The 15130-nt window shown below is 43.0% G+C and carries 15 protein-coding genes; 7 read left to right on the plus strand and 8 right to left on the minus strand.

All coding sequences use genetic code 11. The annotated features are described in order from the left end of the window. Positions 1-159: 159 nt before the first annotated feature. Together CH376_RS11455 and CH376_RS11460 are read right to left on the minus strand one after the other, a co-directional pair. Positions 160-798, minus strand: coding sequence for a hypothetical protein (locus tag CH376_RS11455; protein ID WP_100786217.1), 639 nt, complete (start codon positions 796-798; stop codon positions 160-162). A 184-nt stretch (positions 799-982) separates the two neighbouring features. Continuing rightward, entirely contained in the window at positions 983-1636 is a 654-nt protein-coding gene (locus tag CH376_RS11460; protein ID WP_100786218.1) for a response regulator, read from the minus strand. A 154-nt stretch (positions 1637-1790) separates the two neighbouring features. Between CH376_RS11460 and CH376_RS11465 the strand changes: the two genes are divergently transcribed. Continuing rightward, complete coding sequence (locus tag CH376_RS11465; RefSeq protein WP_100788102.1) at positions 1791-2099, plus strand: hypothetical protein; 309 nt, start codon at positions 1791-1793, stop codon at positions 2097-2099. 133 nt (positions 2100-2232) lie between these two features. Here CH376_RS11465 and CH376_RS11470 read toward each other — a convergent pair whose 3' ends face one another. Next, positions 2233-2898: a cysteine hydrolase family protein gene (locus tag CH376_RS11470; RefSeq protein WP_207767185.1), complete on the minus strand. Its 666-nt coding sequence runs from the start codon at positions 2896-2898 to the stop codon at positions 2233-2235. A 152-nt stretch (positions 2899-3050) separates the two neighbouring features. Here CH376_RS11470 and CH376_RS11475 point away from each other — a divergent pair, with 152 nt between their 5' ends. Continuing rightward, a complete protein-coding gene (locus CH376_RS11475) occupies positions 3051-3911 on the plus strand; it encodes a LysR family transcriptional regulator (RefSeq protein ID WP_100786220.1) in 861 nt (286 codons plus the stop codon). Between the two features lie 12 nt (positions 3912-3923). Here the strand turns inward: CH376_RS11475 and CH376_RS11480 are convergent, their stop codons facing one another. Next, positions 3924-4319: a hypothetical protein gene (locus CH376_RS11480; protein WP_100786221.1), complete on the minus strand. Its 396-nt coding sequence runs from the start codon at positions 4317-4319 to the stop codon at positions 3924-3926. Between the two features lie 452 nt (positions 4320-4771). On the opposite strand from CH376_RS11480, the gene bcp reads away from it, so the two are divergent. After that, positions 4772-5251: a thioredoxin-dependent thiol peroxidase gene (gene bcp / locus CH376_RS11485; RefSeq protein WP_100786222.1), complete on the plus strand. Its 480-nt coding sequence runs from the start codon at positions 4772-4774 to the stop codon at positions 5249-5251. Then, entirely contained in the window at positions 5248-6735 is a 1488-nt protein-coding gene (locus tag CH376_RS11490) for a leucyl aminopeptidase family protein (RefSeq protein WP_100786223.1), read from the plus strand. The genes bcp and CH376_RS11490 overlap by 4 nt, the downstream gene beginning before the upstream one ends. Positions 6736-6774: 39 nt before the next feature. On the opposite strand, the gene CH376_RS11495 is transcribed toward CH376_RS11490, so the two are convergent. From CH376_RS11495 to CH376_RS11515, 3 genes are all read right to left on the minus strand, one after another. Continuing rightward, the gene (locus CH376_RS11495) at positions 6775-8052 is read right to left on the minus strand and encodes a response regulator (RefSeq protein WP_100786224.1); all 1278 of its coding nucleotides are present in this window, start codon (positions 8050-8052) and stop codon (positions 6775-6777) included. A 793-nt stretch (positions 8053-8845) separates the two neighbouring features. Next, positions 8846-9697: a metal-dependent hydrolase gene (locus tag CH376_RS11510; protein WP_100786227.1), complete on the minus strand. Its 852-nt coding sequence runs from the start codon at positions 9695-9697 to the stop codon at positions 8846-8848. A gap of 228 nt (positions 9698-9925) precedes the next feature. Continuing rightward, positions 9926-10576 carry a TetR/AcrR family transcriptional regulator gene (locus CH376_RS11515; protein WP_125231946.1) on the minus strand — a complete coding sequence of 217 codons (651 nt, stop codon included), beginning with the start codon at positions 10574-10576 and terminating at the stop codon, positions 9926-9928. Positions 10577-10777: 201 nt separating this feature from the next. On the opposite strand from CH376_RS11515, the gene CH376_RS11520 reads away from it, so the two are divergent. From CH376_RS11520 to CH376_RS11530, 3 genes are all read left to right on the plus strand, one after another. Further along, entirely contained in the window at positions 10778-11611 is an 834-nt protein-coding gene (locus CH376_RS11520; protein ID WP_100786229.1) for an SDR family oxidoreductase, read from the plus strand. A 22-nt stretch (positions 11612-11633) separates the two neighbouring features. Then, positions 11634-12761: an MBL fold metallo-hydrolase gene (locus CH376_RS11525; RefSeq protein WP_100786230.1), complete on the plus strand. Its 1128-nt coding sequence runs from the start codon at positions 11634-11636 to the stop codon at positions 12759-12761. 458 nt (positions 12762-13219) lie between these two features. Further along, positions 13220-13873, plus strand: coding sequence for a lytic transglycosylase domain-containing protein (locus tag CH376_RS11530; RefSeq protein WP_100786231.1), 654 nt, complete (start codon positions 13220-13222; stop codon positions 13871-13873). Positions 13874-13908: 35 nt separating this feature from the next. Here CH376_RS11530 and CH376_RS11535 read toward each other — a convergent pair whose 3' ends face one another. Further along, entirely contained in the window at positions 13909-14799 is an 891-nt protein-coding gene (locus CH376_RS11535) for a substrate-binding periplasmic protein (RefSeq protein ID WP_100786232.1), read from the minus strand. Positions 14800-15130: the final 331 nt, after the last annotated feature.

Genomic DNA, 15130 nt, shown 5'->3' on the forward strand with positions numbered 1-15130 from the left:
TCCATCGTAAGAAAAATCGCCTTGGCGCACGGCGGGGAAGTATTGTTGGATTCTTCTCCGGGAAAAGGCAGCAGGTTTACGATCCTGCTGCCTTGTTGACGAAAATTCAACCTTGTCTCTTATCAAAAACAAAAGACGAGAATATTATAAATCCATAAACTATTCGCAGATAGATACGGATCCCGTGTTTTCAGCGGTGCTCGGGTTTCCAAAACCGAAATCAATCTTAGTTCCCCACCCTTTCGAATCGTAAGTGTACGTGAATGCTCCGTCAGCCGAAGTACTCGGTATCTTAGCTCCCGCCGCATAAGTATACGTTAAAGTTTGTCCGGAAGAATTCGATTTCGGAAAACCGTTTGCGTCGTAGTTGGAATAAGTAACGACCGCGGGAGAAGCAACCGCCGTAAGCTGGTTAGAACTGTTATAGGTGAAGGTGTTAGTCGTTCCTCCTTCGACTCGACTCGTTAGACCTCTTTGCACATGAAGATTGGAGAATGGAGGAGGATCGACCACTCCGAGCTTACCTGCGGTTGCCGAAGAATAGGTTCTTACAACGGAGTTCCCCCCTCCCACCGGAACGCAAGTGTAAACCTTTCCCACCGCCGCGCAATTGTACGTTGTCGTCTGGGCCGAGTTCCCATCCTTTACGACCACTTGTTGCGGCAAGGTAAAACAATTCCCGCCTGCGAGCGCGATCAGTCCAGCCATAAGAGCGGTATCGTCTGATTCGTCTTTTTTACAATCGACTATAAAAAAAAGAAACAAGGCAAGATTCATACTGATTAAAATTTTTTTCATCTTTGTGACTCCGAATACGTTTAAGAATCAAATGAAGATTCCGGAAAAAACGTTAACACGCGAGATGTATTGACGGAACTTCGGAAATTACTTAGAAAAATAGGATCTATCAGTAGTTTTTAGGAGATTGGAAACAAAAAATTAAATTTTATATAAAAGAGAACGTTGGCGAAAAATCAAAACGCTAAATTAAACCCGAAGATTTCAATTGAATGAGAATTTTTCCAAGTTCGATAATATTCTCCGTTTCCAATTTTTTAAATATCGACGCTCGATGTGTTTCAACCGTTCGAACGCTCAACTGTAATTCGTCCGCGATTTCGCGGTTCATCTTTCCTTCCGCAAGAAGATTCAGGATTTCTCGTTCCCGTTTTGTAAGTCGTTTAACAATATTCGCAAGCTCTTCCTTAATTTCAGTTTCAGGTCTGAAGTTTTTAATTTCATCCGGAAAAACCTTTCCTCCAGCCAAAACGGTTTTTAGAGCGTCTACGATGGATTGGGTGGATTCACTTTTTAGAAGATATCCGTCCGCTCCTAAGGCGAAAGCCTTCTGAAGATAAGCCCAATCCCTATGCATCGTCAAAAAAACGATCTTGAGTTCCGGAAATTTCGCCTTAATATTTTCGATCTCTTGAATTCCGTTCTCCTCCTGCAACGAAACGTCGCTTATCAAAAGATCCGTTCTTGAAAAGCTCATCTTACGAATCCCGTCCTTGAGACTGCTCGCGGAGCCGGCGAAAACAAGATCCGGATCGGACTCGATCTCGGACTGTAATCCGGAACGAACGATAGGATGATCGTCTATGAGAAAGACGGTATATTTTCTATTTTGAGCCATTCTACCTAATATTATACCGACTTGATTCTATGTAAAATAATTTCTAACAAAATCTTTGTTAGGTTATTGAATGCAGAATGATGCGTAAAAGTTTAAGGCTTCATACTGGTGATTTTAGATTGATAAAATATAAAAGCATAGTATTCCCTATAAAATGAAAATGCGTCGATATTCGGCTATAACCGTTTCAAGAATTTTTATTTTGCTTTTGTACGGTTGTAAAATTTCGTACGGATTCTTAACGGCCGGCTTACCAAAACCGGATCGTCACGATAGAACCAGAACCTTTGCGGGCTACGAGTTCTTTCTTTGGAACTGCGTCGAGGGAAAAAGAATCATCGTCTATCGCTGGGAACCGGAAATGCCGTTTTTAGATTTCGACCCTTATCACAAAGATGAGGCTCGATGTCAAGAACTGACGGAATTCGAAAGCAAGAACGGGATTCTCAAAATTCGGCTTTAGAGACAACTCATAATTAACCGTATCTTACCGAATAACGTTCTTTCAGTTTATTATAAAATTTGAATATCCCTCCGAACATTTACGAAACCGGGAGCCATACCGACCGGAGGGATATAGAGAGGAATCCGCTCGTTTAAGGATTCTTATTCAATTCTTCTTTTAAGAATTCGGAAGCGGTCGATATCTTTGCGAAAATATAACCGAGAGCGGATAAGAAGGATCCATGCACTTGATTTGCCGGTATCAATTCCGATTCAAACTTTAGGGAACGCGTCGCCGAAGCATCCGAAATTACGAGGATATCCTTGAAACCGAGATCGAACGCGGAACGAACCGTGGAATCGACTACCATGTGAGTCATCATTCCAAAAACGACAAGACGCGTAACGTTCTTTGACCTCAAATCCTGGAGAAGACTCGTGTTGAGAAAGGGATTCACGGTATGTTTTACGATTACAGTTTCTCCCGAAATCGGAGTGTGGCTGGAATGAAACTCTACTCCCGGAGTTCCCGGAAAAAAGAAAGTCGCTCCCTTTCGCGTCGATACGTGTTGGATATGGAACACCGGAAGATTCTTTTCCCGAAAGTATTTAAGAACGCTTTCCCCTTTGGCAGCGGCCTTGGTCGCTCCTTCTAATTCAAATTTTCCACCTGGAAAAAAATCCATCTGAACGTCTAAAATCAACAAAGCAGTCGTACCGGGTGCGGACGAATTTGCGACTCTCAGATTCATCTGCGGAGAACAGTTCCAAACAATCACAAGAATCAAGGCGAATAGCGTTTTTTCGTAAGTTTTCATAAATTCCTCTTAAAAATTCTTAGACAAATTTTTAAGCAGGTTCAGATTCTACACTTATAATATCATTTCTAATTATGATATTTTATGATGAGTAAAATCACTTTTTTTGATATATATTTAACTATCGTTCATACTTTAATCGGGAGACGGAAATGGACATTCCTTCGTTGAAAATTTTTAGGGAAGTAACAAGAGAGGGAAGTTTTACGCGGGCAGCGGAAAAATTGCATTTCGTACAATCGAACGTCACGGCGCGCATTCAAGTTTTGGAAAAGGAATTTAAAACGAAGCTATTTCTGAGATCGAAGAACGGAGTCACCTTAACGGCAAAGGGAAAAATTCTATTCGATTACTGTGAAAAAATTTTGGCTCTTACCGAGGAAGCCGAAAGAGCTCTCTTCGATTCCGGAATTCCGGAAGGTCCTTTGGAAATCGGCTCAGGGCAAACGACGGCGTCCGTGAGACTTCCTTCGATTCTTTCCAAGTATCATATTAAATTTCCCAAGGTGCAGCTTTTTTTAAGACAAGGCAACACGGACGAACTAATCAGGGCCGTTTTAGAAAAAAAATTGGACGGAGCTTTTGTCTATGAAGGTTTTTCCCATTCTCAATTCTTAGAGACTCCTGCGTTTAGTGAAAATCTTGTGATCGTCGCACCAAACGCGATGAAAAGTAGTGAAATCATTTCGTCTTGGAAAGAATTATCGATTCTTACGTTCAAAGCGGGATGTACATTTCGAAACAAACTGGACCAGTGGATCCAAGAGCAATCTCTTCCGCCGGGGAAAAGAATCGAGTTTGATTCTTTGGATTCGATTCTTTCCTGTGTGATTTCGGGAATGGGAATTTCACTTTTGCCTGAATCTTATCTGAACGAAAAGAAGCAAAAAAAATTTCTGACCATTCTTCCCCTATCTTCTAAGCTGAGAAGAATCAAAACCGTCTTTATTAGAAATAGGGAATTAGAATCTAGAAATTCGTTAAACGAATTCGTGAAGATGTTTGAAAAGTAGGAAATTGTTTTGCTAAACCGAAATCCCTTTTTTCTTTAGAATGTCAAGGGCCGTCTGACGTAAGATCGGATGAATCTGAAACTCGGAGGCGGCCGGAAAACTGGAAGAATTTTCACTCTGAGTTGGATCGCTCGGAGCTGTCTTAAATTTGTCAGCGCCGATCCATTGACTGAGCGCCCACATCATTCTTTGGAAAATCTCATCGATTCGTTTTTGATAGCCGGCTTTTTTATAATAACCGTAGGCGAGAAGAGGCATCTTTTTCTCGTACATAAAATGATCGCCGAGACGAACCAATCCGTCCTTATAATCTGCTTTTATAAATAGATCTCTGGCTTTTCGAATATCGCCGTCGTTGAAAGCTCGATTTCCTTCTCGAATCGTCTCTGCTCTTTCTCTCGAATCCATATTCTAAGAATCGGGCTTTTTTTTATTTTTCGCAAGTGAAAAACGTAAAATTAAGATCCCGTAAGAGGTTTACTCGATTCTTGCCGAGAGAAAGTCGGAATTTTTGAAACCTTTTTTTAAGAATCGGTTTGTTGGAACTCCAACGAGAAGTCCTCAAATACGAGTCAGGATTGAAAAATAACGAGCAATCGGACCAAAGAGAATTCTTCTGCGTTTAGGCGAACTTCGTGTAATCGCACCGAACGCGCCGGAACAGAAAGATTCTTCCTGCGTTTAGGCGAACTACGCGTAAACCCGCCTCCTCCGAATCTTAGCTTCGCAAAGTTTCTCACTTTTTGGTCGAAGTTCCGTCCATTTTTTGTTTCAGAAATTCATTCTTTTTTTAGAACTCTCGAAAAAGACTGACATCTAAAAGAGAAAGAATTTTTAAATCCAATACAAAGAGGCATTTTATGACGGAACTCAAAGTTGGTTCGAAGGCTCCCAGTTTTACAGGACTCAACGAAAAAGGCGAAAAAGTAAAACTTTCCGATCTAGCGGGCGCAAAAGGAACGGTCCTCTATTTTTATCCCAAGGATCAGACTCCGGGTTGTACGACGGAAGCATGCGATTTCAGGGACAATTTTTCAAGGATCAAAAGGACAGGATTCAACGTGGTCGGAGTTTCAAAAGATACCGTAAAATCGCATCAGAAATTCATTGAAAAGCAGGAGCTAAACTTCACTCTGATCTCGGACGAGGATGGAAAGATCTGCGAAGCCTTTGACGTCTGGCATCTTAAAAAATTTATGGGAAGAGAATCGATGGGAATCGTTCGCACTACCTTCCTCATCGGAGCCGACGGAAAAATTCTTAAAGTATATCCGAAGGTCAGCGTAAAAGGACACGTGGACGAAATCCTCTCCGATATCAAAGCTCTGGAGAAAAAATGAAACTGGATAAGAATAAGATCCAAATCTCGATCGGCAAAAACACTTCCAAGTCTTTCTATAAATTACAGGTTCTTTTCAAAGATCATTTTCCGGAGAATCTGAAAACGAAATTCTCTCTTCAGACCTCTTCCGGAATTTTCACCGGAGATTACGGACAGACCTTTTCCGATGAGGCCGACAAAATTCTCTACCTCGGACTCGGAGATTCTTCCAAAGTAAAGACGAGAAGCGTCGCACAACTTTTCTTTTCTTTCGGAGAAAAACTCAGAAAATGGGACGGGGTGGGATTGGAAATTCATCTTCCGAAAATTCTTACCACCGCGCTTCCGGCGGATATCCTCGTTTATCAAATCGTAAATTCTCTTGAACAAGGCGCATTTGCGATCAACGTCCTCTCCAAAGAGTTTCGTGAGAATTCGAAAAAGACGGGAGCGGTTTCCTTTATTCTTCAAGACGCGGCAAAAACAAAAGAAGCCGAAAAAGGTTTGAAAAGAGGCAAGGTCGTCAGCCGTTATATCAACGGAGCGCGTTACGTCGCTCACCTCCCTGCAAATCATTTTACTCCGGAAGAATTCGTATCTCGTTCCAAAGAAATCGCGAAAGACAACGGACTCAAAATCACCGTCTTTGACGAACCTCAACTCAAAAAGGAAAAGATGGGCGGGATTCTCGCGGTCTGCGAAGGCTCCGATAAAAAGGCGAAGATGATCGTTTTGGAATATACTCCCGCAAAACCGAGCACTAAGAAAAAACTCGCGATCATCGGCAAAGGCCTCACGTTTGATTCCGGCGGAATCAGCATCAAACCCGCGCAAGACATGCACGAAATGAAATACGATATGTGCGGAGCCGCGGCGGCAATTCACGCAATCGGCGCAATCGCAGAACTCGGATTAGGCGTTCCGGTCGTCGCCGCGATCGGAGTCGCAGAAAATATGCCCGATGCGGCGGCTCTTAAACCTGGAGACGTTTACACCGCCCACAACGGAATCACGGTGGAAGTTCAAAACACGGATGCGGAGGGCCGTCTCGTTTTAGGCGACGTTCTTTCTTACGTTGGAAAAAAATACAAACCGGATTATATGCTCGATCTCGCAACTCTGACGGGAGCGATCATCATCTCCCTCGGACACGAAGCCGCGGGCGTGATGAGCAACTCCGAACCTCTTACCGCTCTTCTCAAAGAAGCGTCTCAAACTTCGGATGAAAGAATCTGGGAAATGCCTCTTTGGGACGAATACGCGGACGAACTCAAGAGCGACATCGCCGACGTGCGTAACATCGCAAGCAGAGCGGGAGGCTCTCTCTCCGCCGCGAAATTTTTGGAAAAGTTTGTGGAGTCCGGAATCGCTTGGGCGCATATCGATATCGCCGGAGCCGCTTGGAGAAAAAAAGGTTCCGGGACTCAGATAGGAAACGGACCCACCGGGTACGGAGTGCGATTGCTCGTCGATCTCGCGGAAAAAATAGGAAAGAAAAAATAAAAAGAAGAATTCGGGAATTTGAAAACTTCTCGAATGGATTCAGCAAACCGGCAACGTAATCGCGGCGAGTACGACCGTTTCCGGTTTGTTTGAAATCGTATGATCGGTAACATTTTTGATTCCGAAACTTCCTCCGTGTTTTCTCGCGACGATATCCACAAGCGTAAGTCCCAATCCGGAAAATACGCCCTCCGTTTTTACGCTTTCATCTAAGAATTTAGCCAAACGATAAAAAGGTTGCTTGACTAACGATTCCTGATCCGCGGAAATTCCGGATAGATAGTTGGAATCGAAATTATTCTTAACATAGAGATTGAATAGCCCCGACTTGGAAGAAAAGTAAACGTCCACTTCTCCCCCTTTGTCCGAATACTTCAACGCGTTTACCAATAGTTCGTAGAAAATCATCAGGAAAGAATCCAAATCGACCATTACAAAATCCTGATAATGATTGTGATTTACATTCGGCATGCGAAAGTTGAGGCCTTTTGTTTCCAGATATTCCTTTTCGTTCAAAGAAAATTTTTGAAAATGTTCGGTGAGACGTTCGATCAACTTGGAAACGGAAATTCTTTTAAGATGGGGCGCGACTTCCCTGTGCAAAAGAGTAAGACTTTCCTCAAGGCGATTTATATTTTTTTCGATGTAATCGCTGCTTTCCAAAAGCATATCGATAAGGTCCGCGGATATTACATAATTGGAATCTACTTTTTTTGAGGAGGACCTGATCATTTTGACTAAGCTGATGAGAGTTCCGATCCCTCCCCCGCTCAAAAGCGCGTATTTTATATTATTTAAAGTTGTCCTAGAAAGTTCGATCATGGAATCCAAATCGGTGACCCTCGAACGTTTATAAGAAACCCATCCTAATTGTTCCTTTAGGCGATTTGTGGATTCTTCTTCAAAAAGCTGAATCACCCTTCTTCTTTTGAGTTCTTCCGAAACTTCCTTTAACAGATTTTTATAATGTGTTGCGTCGATCGGTTTTAGAATATAATCAAAGACGCCCAAATTCATCGTTTCGATGATCGTATGGGGTTCGGCGTGGGCGGTCATCACCACGAACAAAGAATCGGGAGAATTCTCCTTCATCTTTGAAATAAATTCTTTCCCGTCCATTACCGGCATTTCCAGATCCACAAAAAAAACGTCGGGTTTAAATTCTTCCACTTTGGAAAGGGCTTGTTTCCCGTCTTTAGCCTCGCAATATTCCAGACCTATTTTTTTGGACATGTGAATCATCGTATCTCGAAGGAGGTCGTCGTCCTCAAGAATCATAACTCTGGGAAAAGTATCGATTGACGCTTCTTTATTCAACTTCAGGCTCCTTCGGACAATATAAAACTATTATACTTTTAGAATGTAGAACGTTCTATCACGGTTTATTCATAAAGACGAATCAAATCCGAGAGATGCGAGATGGAAAATGCGGAAATATGCGTTTTTTTTCGAACAATTTATCGACATCAAAACCGATTTCACCCGATCGATTTCAATTTTCTCTCTCTGAAACGAATACTTGAGAGATGCAGCATCCGAAAAAAAAGACGCAAAATTCAAGGCGTACAAAAAGAAATACGGATTAAGAATCACGATTTTCCGTAATGAATCGTAAAACAAAAGACAAGTTCGATTTTCTCCCCTGTCGCAAGAGCTTGCGATCCCCGATCTGAAACCGTAAATCGATCAGTTCCTCGATTTCGATTTTTGGATGCGGAGGATCGTTTTAAAATTTGAAACGCTCCTCCTTTGGAAAAGAATTTAGATTTTATTCTTATGAATGGAAAACGAAGATCTAAACGATCTCTCAAATATCGAAAACGCGGGAACTCTTGCGTGTTTCGAATGATTGAAAACCGTTTCCAGACATCGCAATATTACTATGAGACGTAATTCGTAGGAACTCACACATTGAGTAGAATTCTAAAGATTAGATTTCTTTCCTCCTTCAAGGATCCGAGCGATTTCGAATTTTTAGAGATAACAACAATTTCGATAAAATAAGTTAAGCGAAGAAGAAGCTTTCACAAAGGCGGATCCAAATTCTAAATTGGAATCTACCCCTTGTTTTCGAAATCATTTCGAGAACAAGGAGTAAATTCTAAAATTCTTATATAGTTGCGAGAGCTTTGTTTGCGAGCTCGTATCCGCCTGTTTGCGCGGGATGAAAGCCCGGTTTTAGATAAAGAAAAAAAGCCTTTGTAGTTTCCATAAAAAGGATTCTTCCGAAAGGACGAGACGCGTCGAGATCTTGAAAGTATTTTTTTAAACCGACATTCGGATCGGAAATGATAAACCAGTGTTGAAAGAAAGCTACATATCCCCAGAAGATCCAAGACGCTAAGAAGAATCCGAAAATTCTTAAAAGATAACTTTTCGATACGGTTTGAAGAACGTCATACGCAACGGACTTGTGTTCGATCTCTTCACAAGCGTGCCAGAGAAGCAGATCTCTCATATCCCCATAGGCGTGTTCGTGAAATCCGTGACGAAGAGTGATCTCTCCCATCGTCGCCGTATAGTGTTCCATGCCTGCGGTTACGGAAAGTTTTAGTTTTTTTCCGAAGAAAAATTCAAAGAAAGGAAGCATCACTTGAAACGCACTCCATTCAAAAAAACGAACAAAACGACTCACGGGTTTTCCCTGCTTCGCGAGGACTTCCAAGACTTTTTCGTGTTCCTTCCCGTGTTGCACTTCCTGCCCGATAAAGGCCTTGATGGAAGTTTGTAGTTTTGGATCATTCACCTGATCTGCAAAAGCCTTTACGCTCTTTATAAAAAACCTTTCACCTTCGGGAAAGAGAATATGATAAGAATTGATGATATGCGTGATAAAAGAATTCCCCGAAAAATAGTGATCGGGAAGATCTCCCATTTTTTCAAAGTCCATTTTTCGAACCGTGGGCTGATTGGCATCGATCGGTTTTAGATTTCTTTTTTTCGATTTTGTTTCTACGCTCATTTTTCACTCCTAGAAGAAGATTCAATTTCTGTAGCGATCACTATAGAATATTCGAAAACAAAGCTCACGCCGATCTTTGAAAAACTCCGACCGATTTCGAAATCGATAGAGAAAAATAAGGATCTTTTTGTGAATTTTGGACGGAACTCCGCCCCATTTTTGATTTCAAAGAAGAATCCGGACTTTTGAAGCTCTGAATTCTATTTTGAAAAGTAGGAACTCATACTTTTAAGAATCCTTCTGCGAACCGAGAACCAAGGCCCGAATCCCGGATTCTAAGGTTTGAAAAAAATCGATCTGAAAAACGGCGAAATCGGAGGAGGAATTCAAAACCTTGGAAACGATCGGCGCCGGTTCGGCGTGGTGCCAAAGCCCGACAATGAGCGCGTGAAGATGCGTAAGAAAAATCAAAGCCTCTTCGGATTTTTTCCATTTTAGAACTCTACAGAGTTCGGGAACGATTTCCAGGACGTGTTTTCGAACGGACGCTTTTAACGAAAGGGCGCTTTCAAACGCGATGTTCTTTTCCAGAAGAGCGGAAGCGATCGCCATCAAACGAACTACTCTTTGATTTTCTCTCAAAGATTCGGTGATCCAGGAAGCAAGGTCGCCAGCGCTCAATCCCGGCTTTTTGGATCTTAGAAACGTCTGAAAAGAATCGAACCAGATTTCGTAGTCCAGTCGATGAATCTCCAAAAACAATTCTTCTTTGGTTTTGAAATAAAGATACAAGGTTCCTTTCGCGACTCCCGCCTTTTTGGCGATCTGATCCATGGAAATTTTTTCAAAAGAGGATTTGTTAAAGAGGGAGATTGCCGCCCGAATCAAAAGATCCTTTTTGACTTTTTTGTCGTCGTCTTTTACGGCTCGGCTTTTCATTTTATTCTTTCGTCTCAAAGAAGAATTTTGCAATCTTTCCGATTCTTCTCATTCCATCTATCAAAACCGCATTTACAAAAACAATCTACTTTTTAATTTTTATCCTTACTTTTACGAATTGACAATGACTTGCAGTCAACTAAATATGACTTTAGGTCATTTTAGAGTGACCCAAAGTCATTAAAAAGGAGTTATCAAAGAATGAAACGCAAAACCGTATTGATCACCGGAAGTTCTTCCGGAATCGGAAAAGCGGCCGCAAAACACTTCCAGTCGAAAGGATGGAACGTGATCGCAACTATGAGAAATCCGGAAAAGGAAAAAGAACTTCAAAATCTTCCGAACCTAGTTTGCCTTCCTTTGGACGTTACCAAGCCGGAAACGATCCAAAAAGCGATTCAGGACGGAATCAAACAGTTTGGAGAAATCGACGTTCTCGTAAACAACGCCGGCTACGGACTCGTGGGCCCGTTCGAAGGCGCAAACAAAGAACAAATCCGAAGACAGTTCGATACGAATGTTTTCGGCGCGATGGACGTGATTCAAAATATTCTTCCGCACTTTCGTAAAAATAAAAAAGGAAACATCATCAACGTCGCGTCGATGGGAGGTAGAATCACCTTCCCTCTTTACAGCCTCTACCACGCGACCAAATGGGCCTTGGAAGGTTTTACCGAATCTCTTCAATACGAGTTGATTCCATTTCGAATCCGAGTGAAACTCGTCGAGCCCGGAGCGATCGCGACTGATTTTATAGGACGTTCTTCCGATTCCACTTCGGAAAATGCTCCAGCCGAATACAAACAGTTTGCGGACGCGGTCTTTGCGAATATGGAGAAAGCGATGATGACCAGTTCTTCTGAGGCGGTAGCAAAAGTGATCTACAAAGCCGCGAACGATTCTTGCGGACGTCTTCGATATGTGGTCGGAATGGACGCGAAATCGCTTTTGGGATTGCGTAAATTTCTTTCCGACGGAATTTTATTCGGAATCATGAAATTGATGCTGCTTAGATCGGTAAAGAAAGTCGCTTAATAGAATCGCCCGAGGTGTTCTTATGTTTGGAAACCGTATTCAAAAAATTTCTTTGGTATCGTTGATTCTTCTTTTAGGATTAACGTCTTTGGTTCTTTTACAGACGGCGTGTTTGAGTTCTTTCGGAGGAACTCCCGAAGGCAAAAGAATGGAAAGGATGCAGACTTCCAAGATGTATAAAGACGGCACGTTTGAAAACGAGCCGGTGGTTCCCATGATCGTCTCGGGTTCTTATTCCGAAATGATTTGGAGACAACTTTTCGGAAGCGAACAAAGAGTTCCCCCTTCTCCGATCCCGGTGGTTTATCCGGACGCGAAAAGTTTTTCCGAAGTTCCGGCTCCCGGACTCAGAGCGATATGGTTCGGCCACGCGTCCGTTCTCGTTGAGATAGACGGGATCAGAATCTTTACCGATCCGGTTTTTGCCGATAAGGTTTCCCCTTTCACGAGCGTCGGCCCGGAACGATTCTTCCCTTCTCCGATTCCTCTGGAACAACTTCCTAAGATCGACGCGGTCGTGATTTCCCACGATCACTACGATCATCTGGACATGCTCACGGCGAAGTTTCTCGCATCCAAAGGTACGAAGTATTTTGTTCCTCTCGGAGTCGGCGCTCACTTAGAACGTTGGGGTGTTCCGGAAAATCAAATTGTAGAATTGGATTGGTGGGAAAAAGGAAAAGTCGGAGACGTGGAAATCGTATGCACGCCCGCGGTTCATTATTCCGGAAGGGGACTTTTTAACAGAAAGTCGACTCTCTGGTCGTCTTGGAGCCTGGTCGGTCCTACGAACCGTTTTTTTCACAGCGGAGATACGGGTTATTCTTCCCACTTTTCGGAAATCGGGAAACGTCTGGGGCCTTTTGATCTGAGCTCGATCAAGGTCGGAGCTTACGACATCACTTGGGAAGGAATTCACATGAATCCGGAAAAAGCGGTTCAGGCTCACGTTGATCTCAAATCCAAAAGAATGCTTCCAGTTCATTGGGGAACTTTCAATTTGGCGATCCATGACTGGGACGAACCGATCCGGAGAACTCGAGAAGCGGTGAAGCTCCTCAAGGTCGAGCTCGTAACTCCGAAACCCGGGGAGATCGTGGACGGAAGAACGTCCTTTCCTTCCGAATCCTGGTGGGAAAAGGTAAAATAAAGCTTTCTTCAAAGATAGACCGGGAGATTCGATTCTGCAAACGCGATTCTTCCGTTGGTTTTCTGTCTTGAAGGGGCTTTTGGCGAATTTCTTAAAAAGTAGGAACTCATACTTTTAATAAAAAACGGCAATTCTTCTCTCGGAAAGGAGGAACCAAAGGGACTTTGGAAGAATTTCCGGCCCTTTCTCGTTCAATCTTTCCGCGCTGGAAGACTAAAAAACTCTTTCTAAATCCAGGATTTGGACGGAACTCCGCACAAATTCACTTTTCGGGGGAAATTCTCCCTGAAAAGATCCGGAGAAAAGTAGGAACACCCACTTTCCCATTCTTCCAAAGTCAAATCTGCCTCCTAAACATTGGCTCCAAGAGAGGAAAGAATGCCTTGACTCATAGTGCATCGCCAAAAAACTGGTCATAGATTGTGCATCGCACAAATTTGAATCTACGGAGGCATCCAGTGAATTTTCGCAAGATGACCCGATTTCGTTTTCGATATCTCCTTTGGTTGCTCTTACCTCTGAGCTTCCAACTGCTCCTCGCACCGCTCGCGGGAGCCTTAGGCCAAAAAGCGGCCCTCCTCGACGAAGAAACCGTCGAAATCAAAACGATCCAAGCCTATATTCAGGAAGTCCGACCTTCCCTTTCTCAGGAACCTCTCCAAAAACTTTCTCAGGTGATTCTTCAAGAATCCAGAAGATTAGAACTGGAGTCCTGCACCTTCCGCTGCTCCGATACGGACAAAGTGAGCCTTCTGATCGGACTCATTCACCTTGAATCCGAGTTCAAATCGACGGCACGTTCTCCGAAAGGGGCTCGCGGATTTATGCAGATCATGCCGAGTACTGCGACTTGGCTTTCCAAAAAGGAAGGCTGGAAAACGTCCGCGGAAGATCTTCATAAACCGGAAGTAAACATCCATTTGGGAGTTTCTTATTTGAACGATCTCTTAGAACTCAGAAAAGGGGACACTGAAAAAGCGCTCCTCTCCTACAACGCGGGACCGGGTGCGGTCGATCGTTGGGGCGGAGTTCCCGAATACAACGAGATCATTCTGACCAACCAATCCCGCTATTTGGAATTAAGAGAAAAGGTCGCAAACTCACTTCGTTAAAACCTCGGACCTTGGGAGAGATTGTAAAAATTCTCTCAAGGAACCCAATCCGATCTATTGAAATACTTGTCTTCCAAATCCCTCAAAGCGCCCGAACGAGAAAGCTCGGAAATAAAAAAATCGAAATTGCGGACAAAGACCGGATCGGCAAGAGGAAAAGCCGCGCTGATGTCTTCTCTTTGAACCTGCTCGAGAAGAGGACGAAAATTGGAAGCGACGGATTTATCTTTGAGCAAAATTCCCTTGATATAAAAAGAATCGGCGACGAGACAATTCGCGGTGCCGTTTTTGACCGCTTCCCAAGCCGAAGGTGTGTCTCCGTACGTAAAGATCCGATTGTTCTTAAAATTTTTGAGAAGGTATTCGTGACGATTGGAGAAAGAACGAACCGCGAAAGTCACTCCGCTTAAGTCTTGTAAGTCGAGAATGCTCCTAAAACTCTGCGTAGTGATGATACTACCCTCGGGAGGAGGAGGAAGAGCCGTCTTTCGGATCAAGGCCGCCGGAGTGGAGATGAGATACGCCGAACTAAAACGGACCTTTTTGGATCTTTCCAAGTTGCTCGAGATTCCGGATAAGGCGATATCCGCGTCTTTTTTTTTGATCGCTTCCGCGTATTCCGAAAACTCGGGATAAGAAATAAATTTGAATTTGACTCCGAGAAAATCCGCATACAACTTTCCCAATTCGTAATCAAACCCCGGAAATCCCTCTTTTGCGTTTTGGACATAGAAAGGCTCGTCCGCTTGATTTCCAGCGACTCTTAATTCTCCCCTTTCCAATATTTCCTTCAAGCGGGAAGAATTATAAAACTTGAATGTTTCTTCCTCCGCATCCAAAGAAGCGAATCCGCTCTGATTCCAAAAAGAAAACGAAAGAAGGAGAATCGAAAATAAAACGCTCTTTTTTAGAATTTTTCGAAACATTTAAACTCCCCTCCTCTTCAAAAAGAAACCCACGTTGCGTTCTTTCCGATCTTTCTTTGTAGGAATTCCTACAAAGAAGTTTACGCTCAAAATCCCATCTTTGAACCAAGACGAAGTCGCGCAGAAGACAAATCGAAGATTTATTTTCCACCTCGTCACAAAATGGGGTATTTTTTTTCAAAAACGTTTCCCGATTTCAGTCTTGTCGGAATTTCGACCGCGATCCGTTTTCTAATAAAATCTTGAAAACGGACTTCAAGTCCGAATCTTTTGCAATTTTCGGAGAATTCTTTCTTAAATCTTCCTAAAAATATACTCCGTTAAGATTCTC

Origin of the sequence: Leptospira adleri (assembly GCF_002811985.1) — a bacterium.
Lineage (GTDB): Bacteria > Spirochaetota > Leptospiria > Leptospirales > Leptospiraceae > Leptospira > Leptospira adleri.

What these genes read in the sequence shown, in the direction of transcription:
- CH376_RS11455 (WP_100786217.1), bottom strand. Translation starts at nt 798, where the DNA reads ATGAAAAAAATTTTAATCAGTATGAATCTTGCCTTGTTTCTTTTTTTT.
- CH376_RS11460 (WP_100786218.1), bottom strand. Translation starts at nt 1,636, where the DNA reads ATGGCTCAAAATAGAAAATATACCGTCTTTCTCATAGACGATCATCCT.
- CH376_RS11465 (WP_100788102.1), top strand. Translation starts at nt 1,791, where the DNA reads ATGAAAATGCGTCGATATTCGGCTATAACCGTTTCAAGAATTTTTATT.
- CH376_RS11470 (WP_207767185.1), bottom strand. Translation starts at nt 2,898, where the DNA reads ATGAAAACTTACGAAAAAACGCTATTCGCCTTGATTCTTGTGATTGTT.
- CH376_RS11475 (WP_100786220.1), top strand. Translation starts at nt 3,051, where the DNA reads ATGGACATTCCTTCGTTGAAAATTTTTAGGGAAGTAACAAGAGAGGGA.
- CH376_RS11480 (WP_100786221.1), bottom strand. Translation starts at nt 4,319, where the DNA reads ATGGATTCGAGAGAAAGAGCAGAGACGATTCGAGAAGGAAATCGAGCT.
- bcp (WP_100786222.1), top strand. Translation starts at nt 4,772, where the DNA reads ATGACGGAACTCAAAGTTGGTTCGAAGGCTCCCAGTTTTACAGGACTC.
- CH376_RS11490 (WP_100786223.1), top strand. Translation starts at nt 5,248, where the DNA reads ATGAAACTGGATAAGAATAAGATCCAAATCTCGATCGGCAAAAACACT.
- CH376_RS11510 (WP_100786227.1), bottom strand. Translation starts at nt 9,697, where the DNA reads ATGAGCGTAGAAACAAAATCGAAAAAAAGAAATCTAAAACCGATCGAT.
- CH376_RS11515 (WP_125231946.1), bottom strand. Translation starts at nt 10,576, where the DNA reads ATGAAAAGCCGAGCCGTAAAAGACGACGACAAAAAAGTCAAAAAGGAT.
- CH376_RS11520 (WP_100786229.1), top strand. Translation starts at nt 10,778, where the DNA reads ATGAAACGCAAAACCGTATTGATCACCGGAAGTTCTTCCGGAATCGGA.
- CH376_RS11525 (WP_100786230.1), top strand. Translation starts at nt 11,634, where the DNA reads ATGTTTGGAAACCGTATTCAAAAAATTTCTTTGGTATCGTTGATTCTT.
- CH376_RS11535 (WP_100786232.1), bottom strand. Translation starts at nt 14,799, where the DNA reads ATGTTTCGAAAAATTCTAAAAAAGAGCGTTTTATTTTCGATTCTCCTT.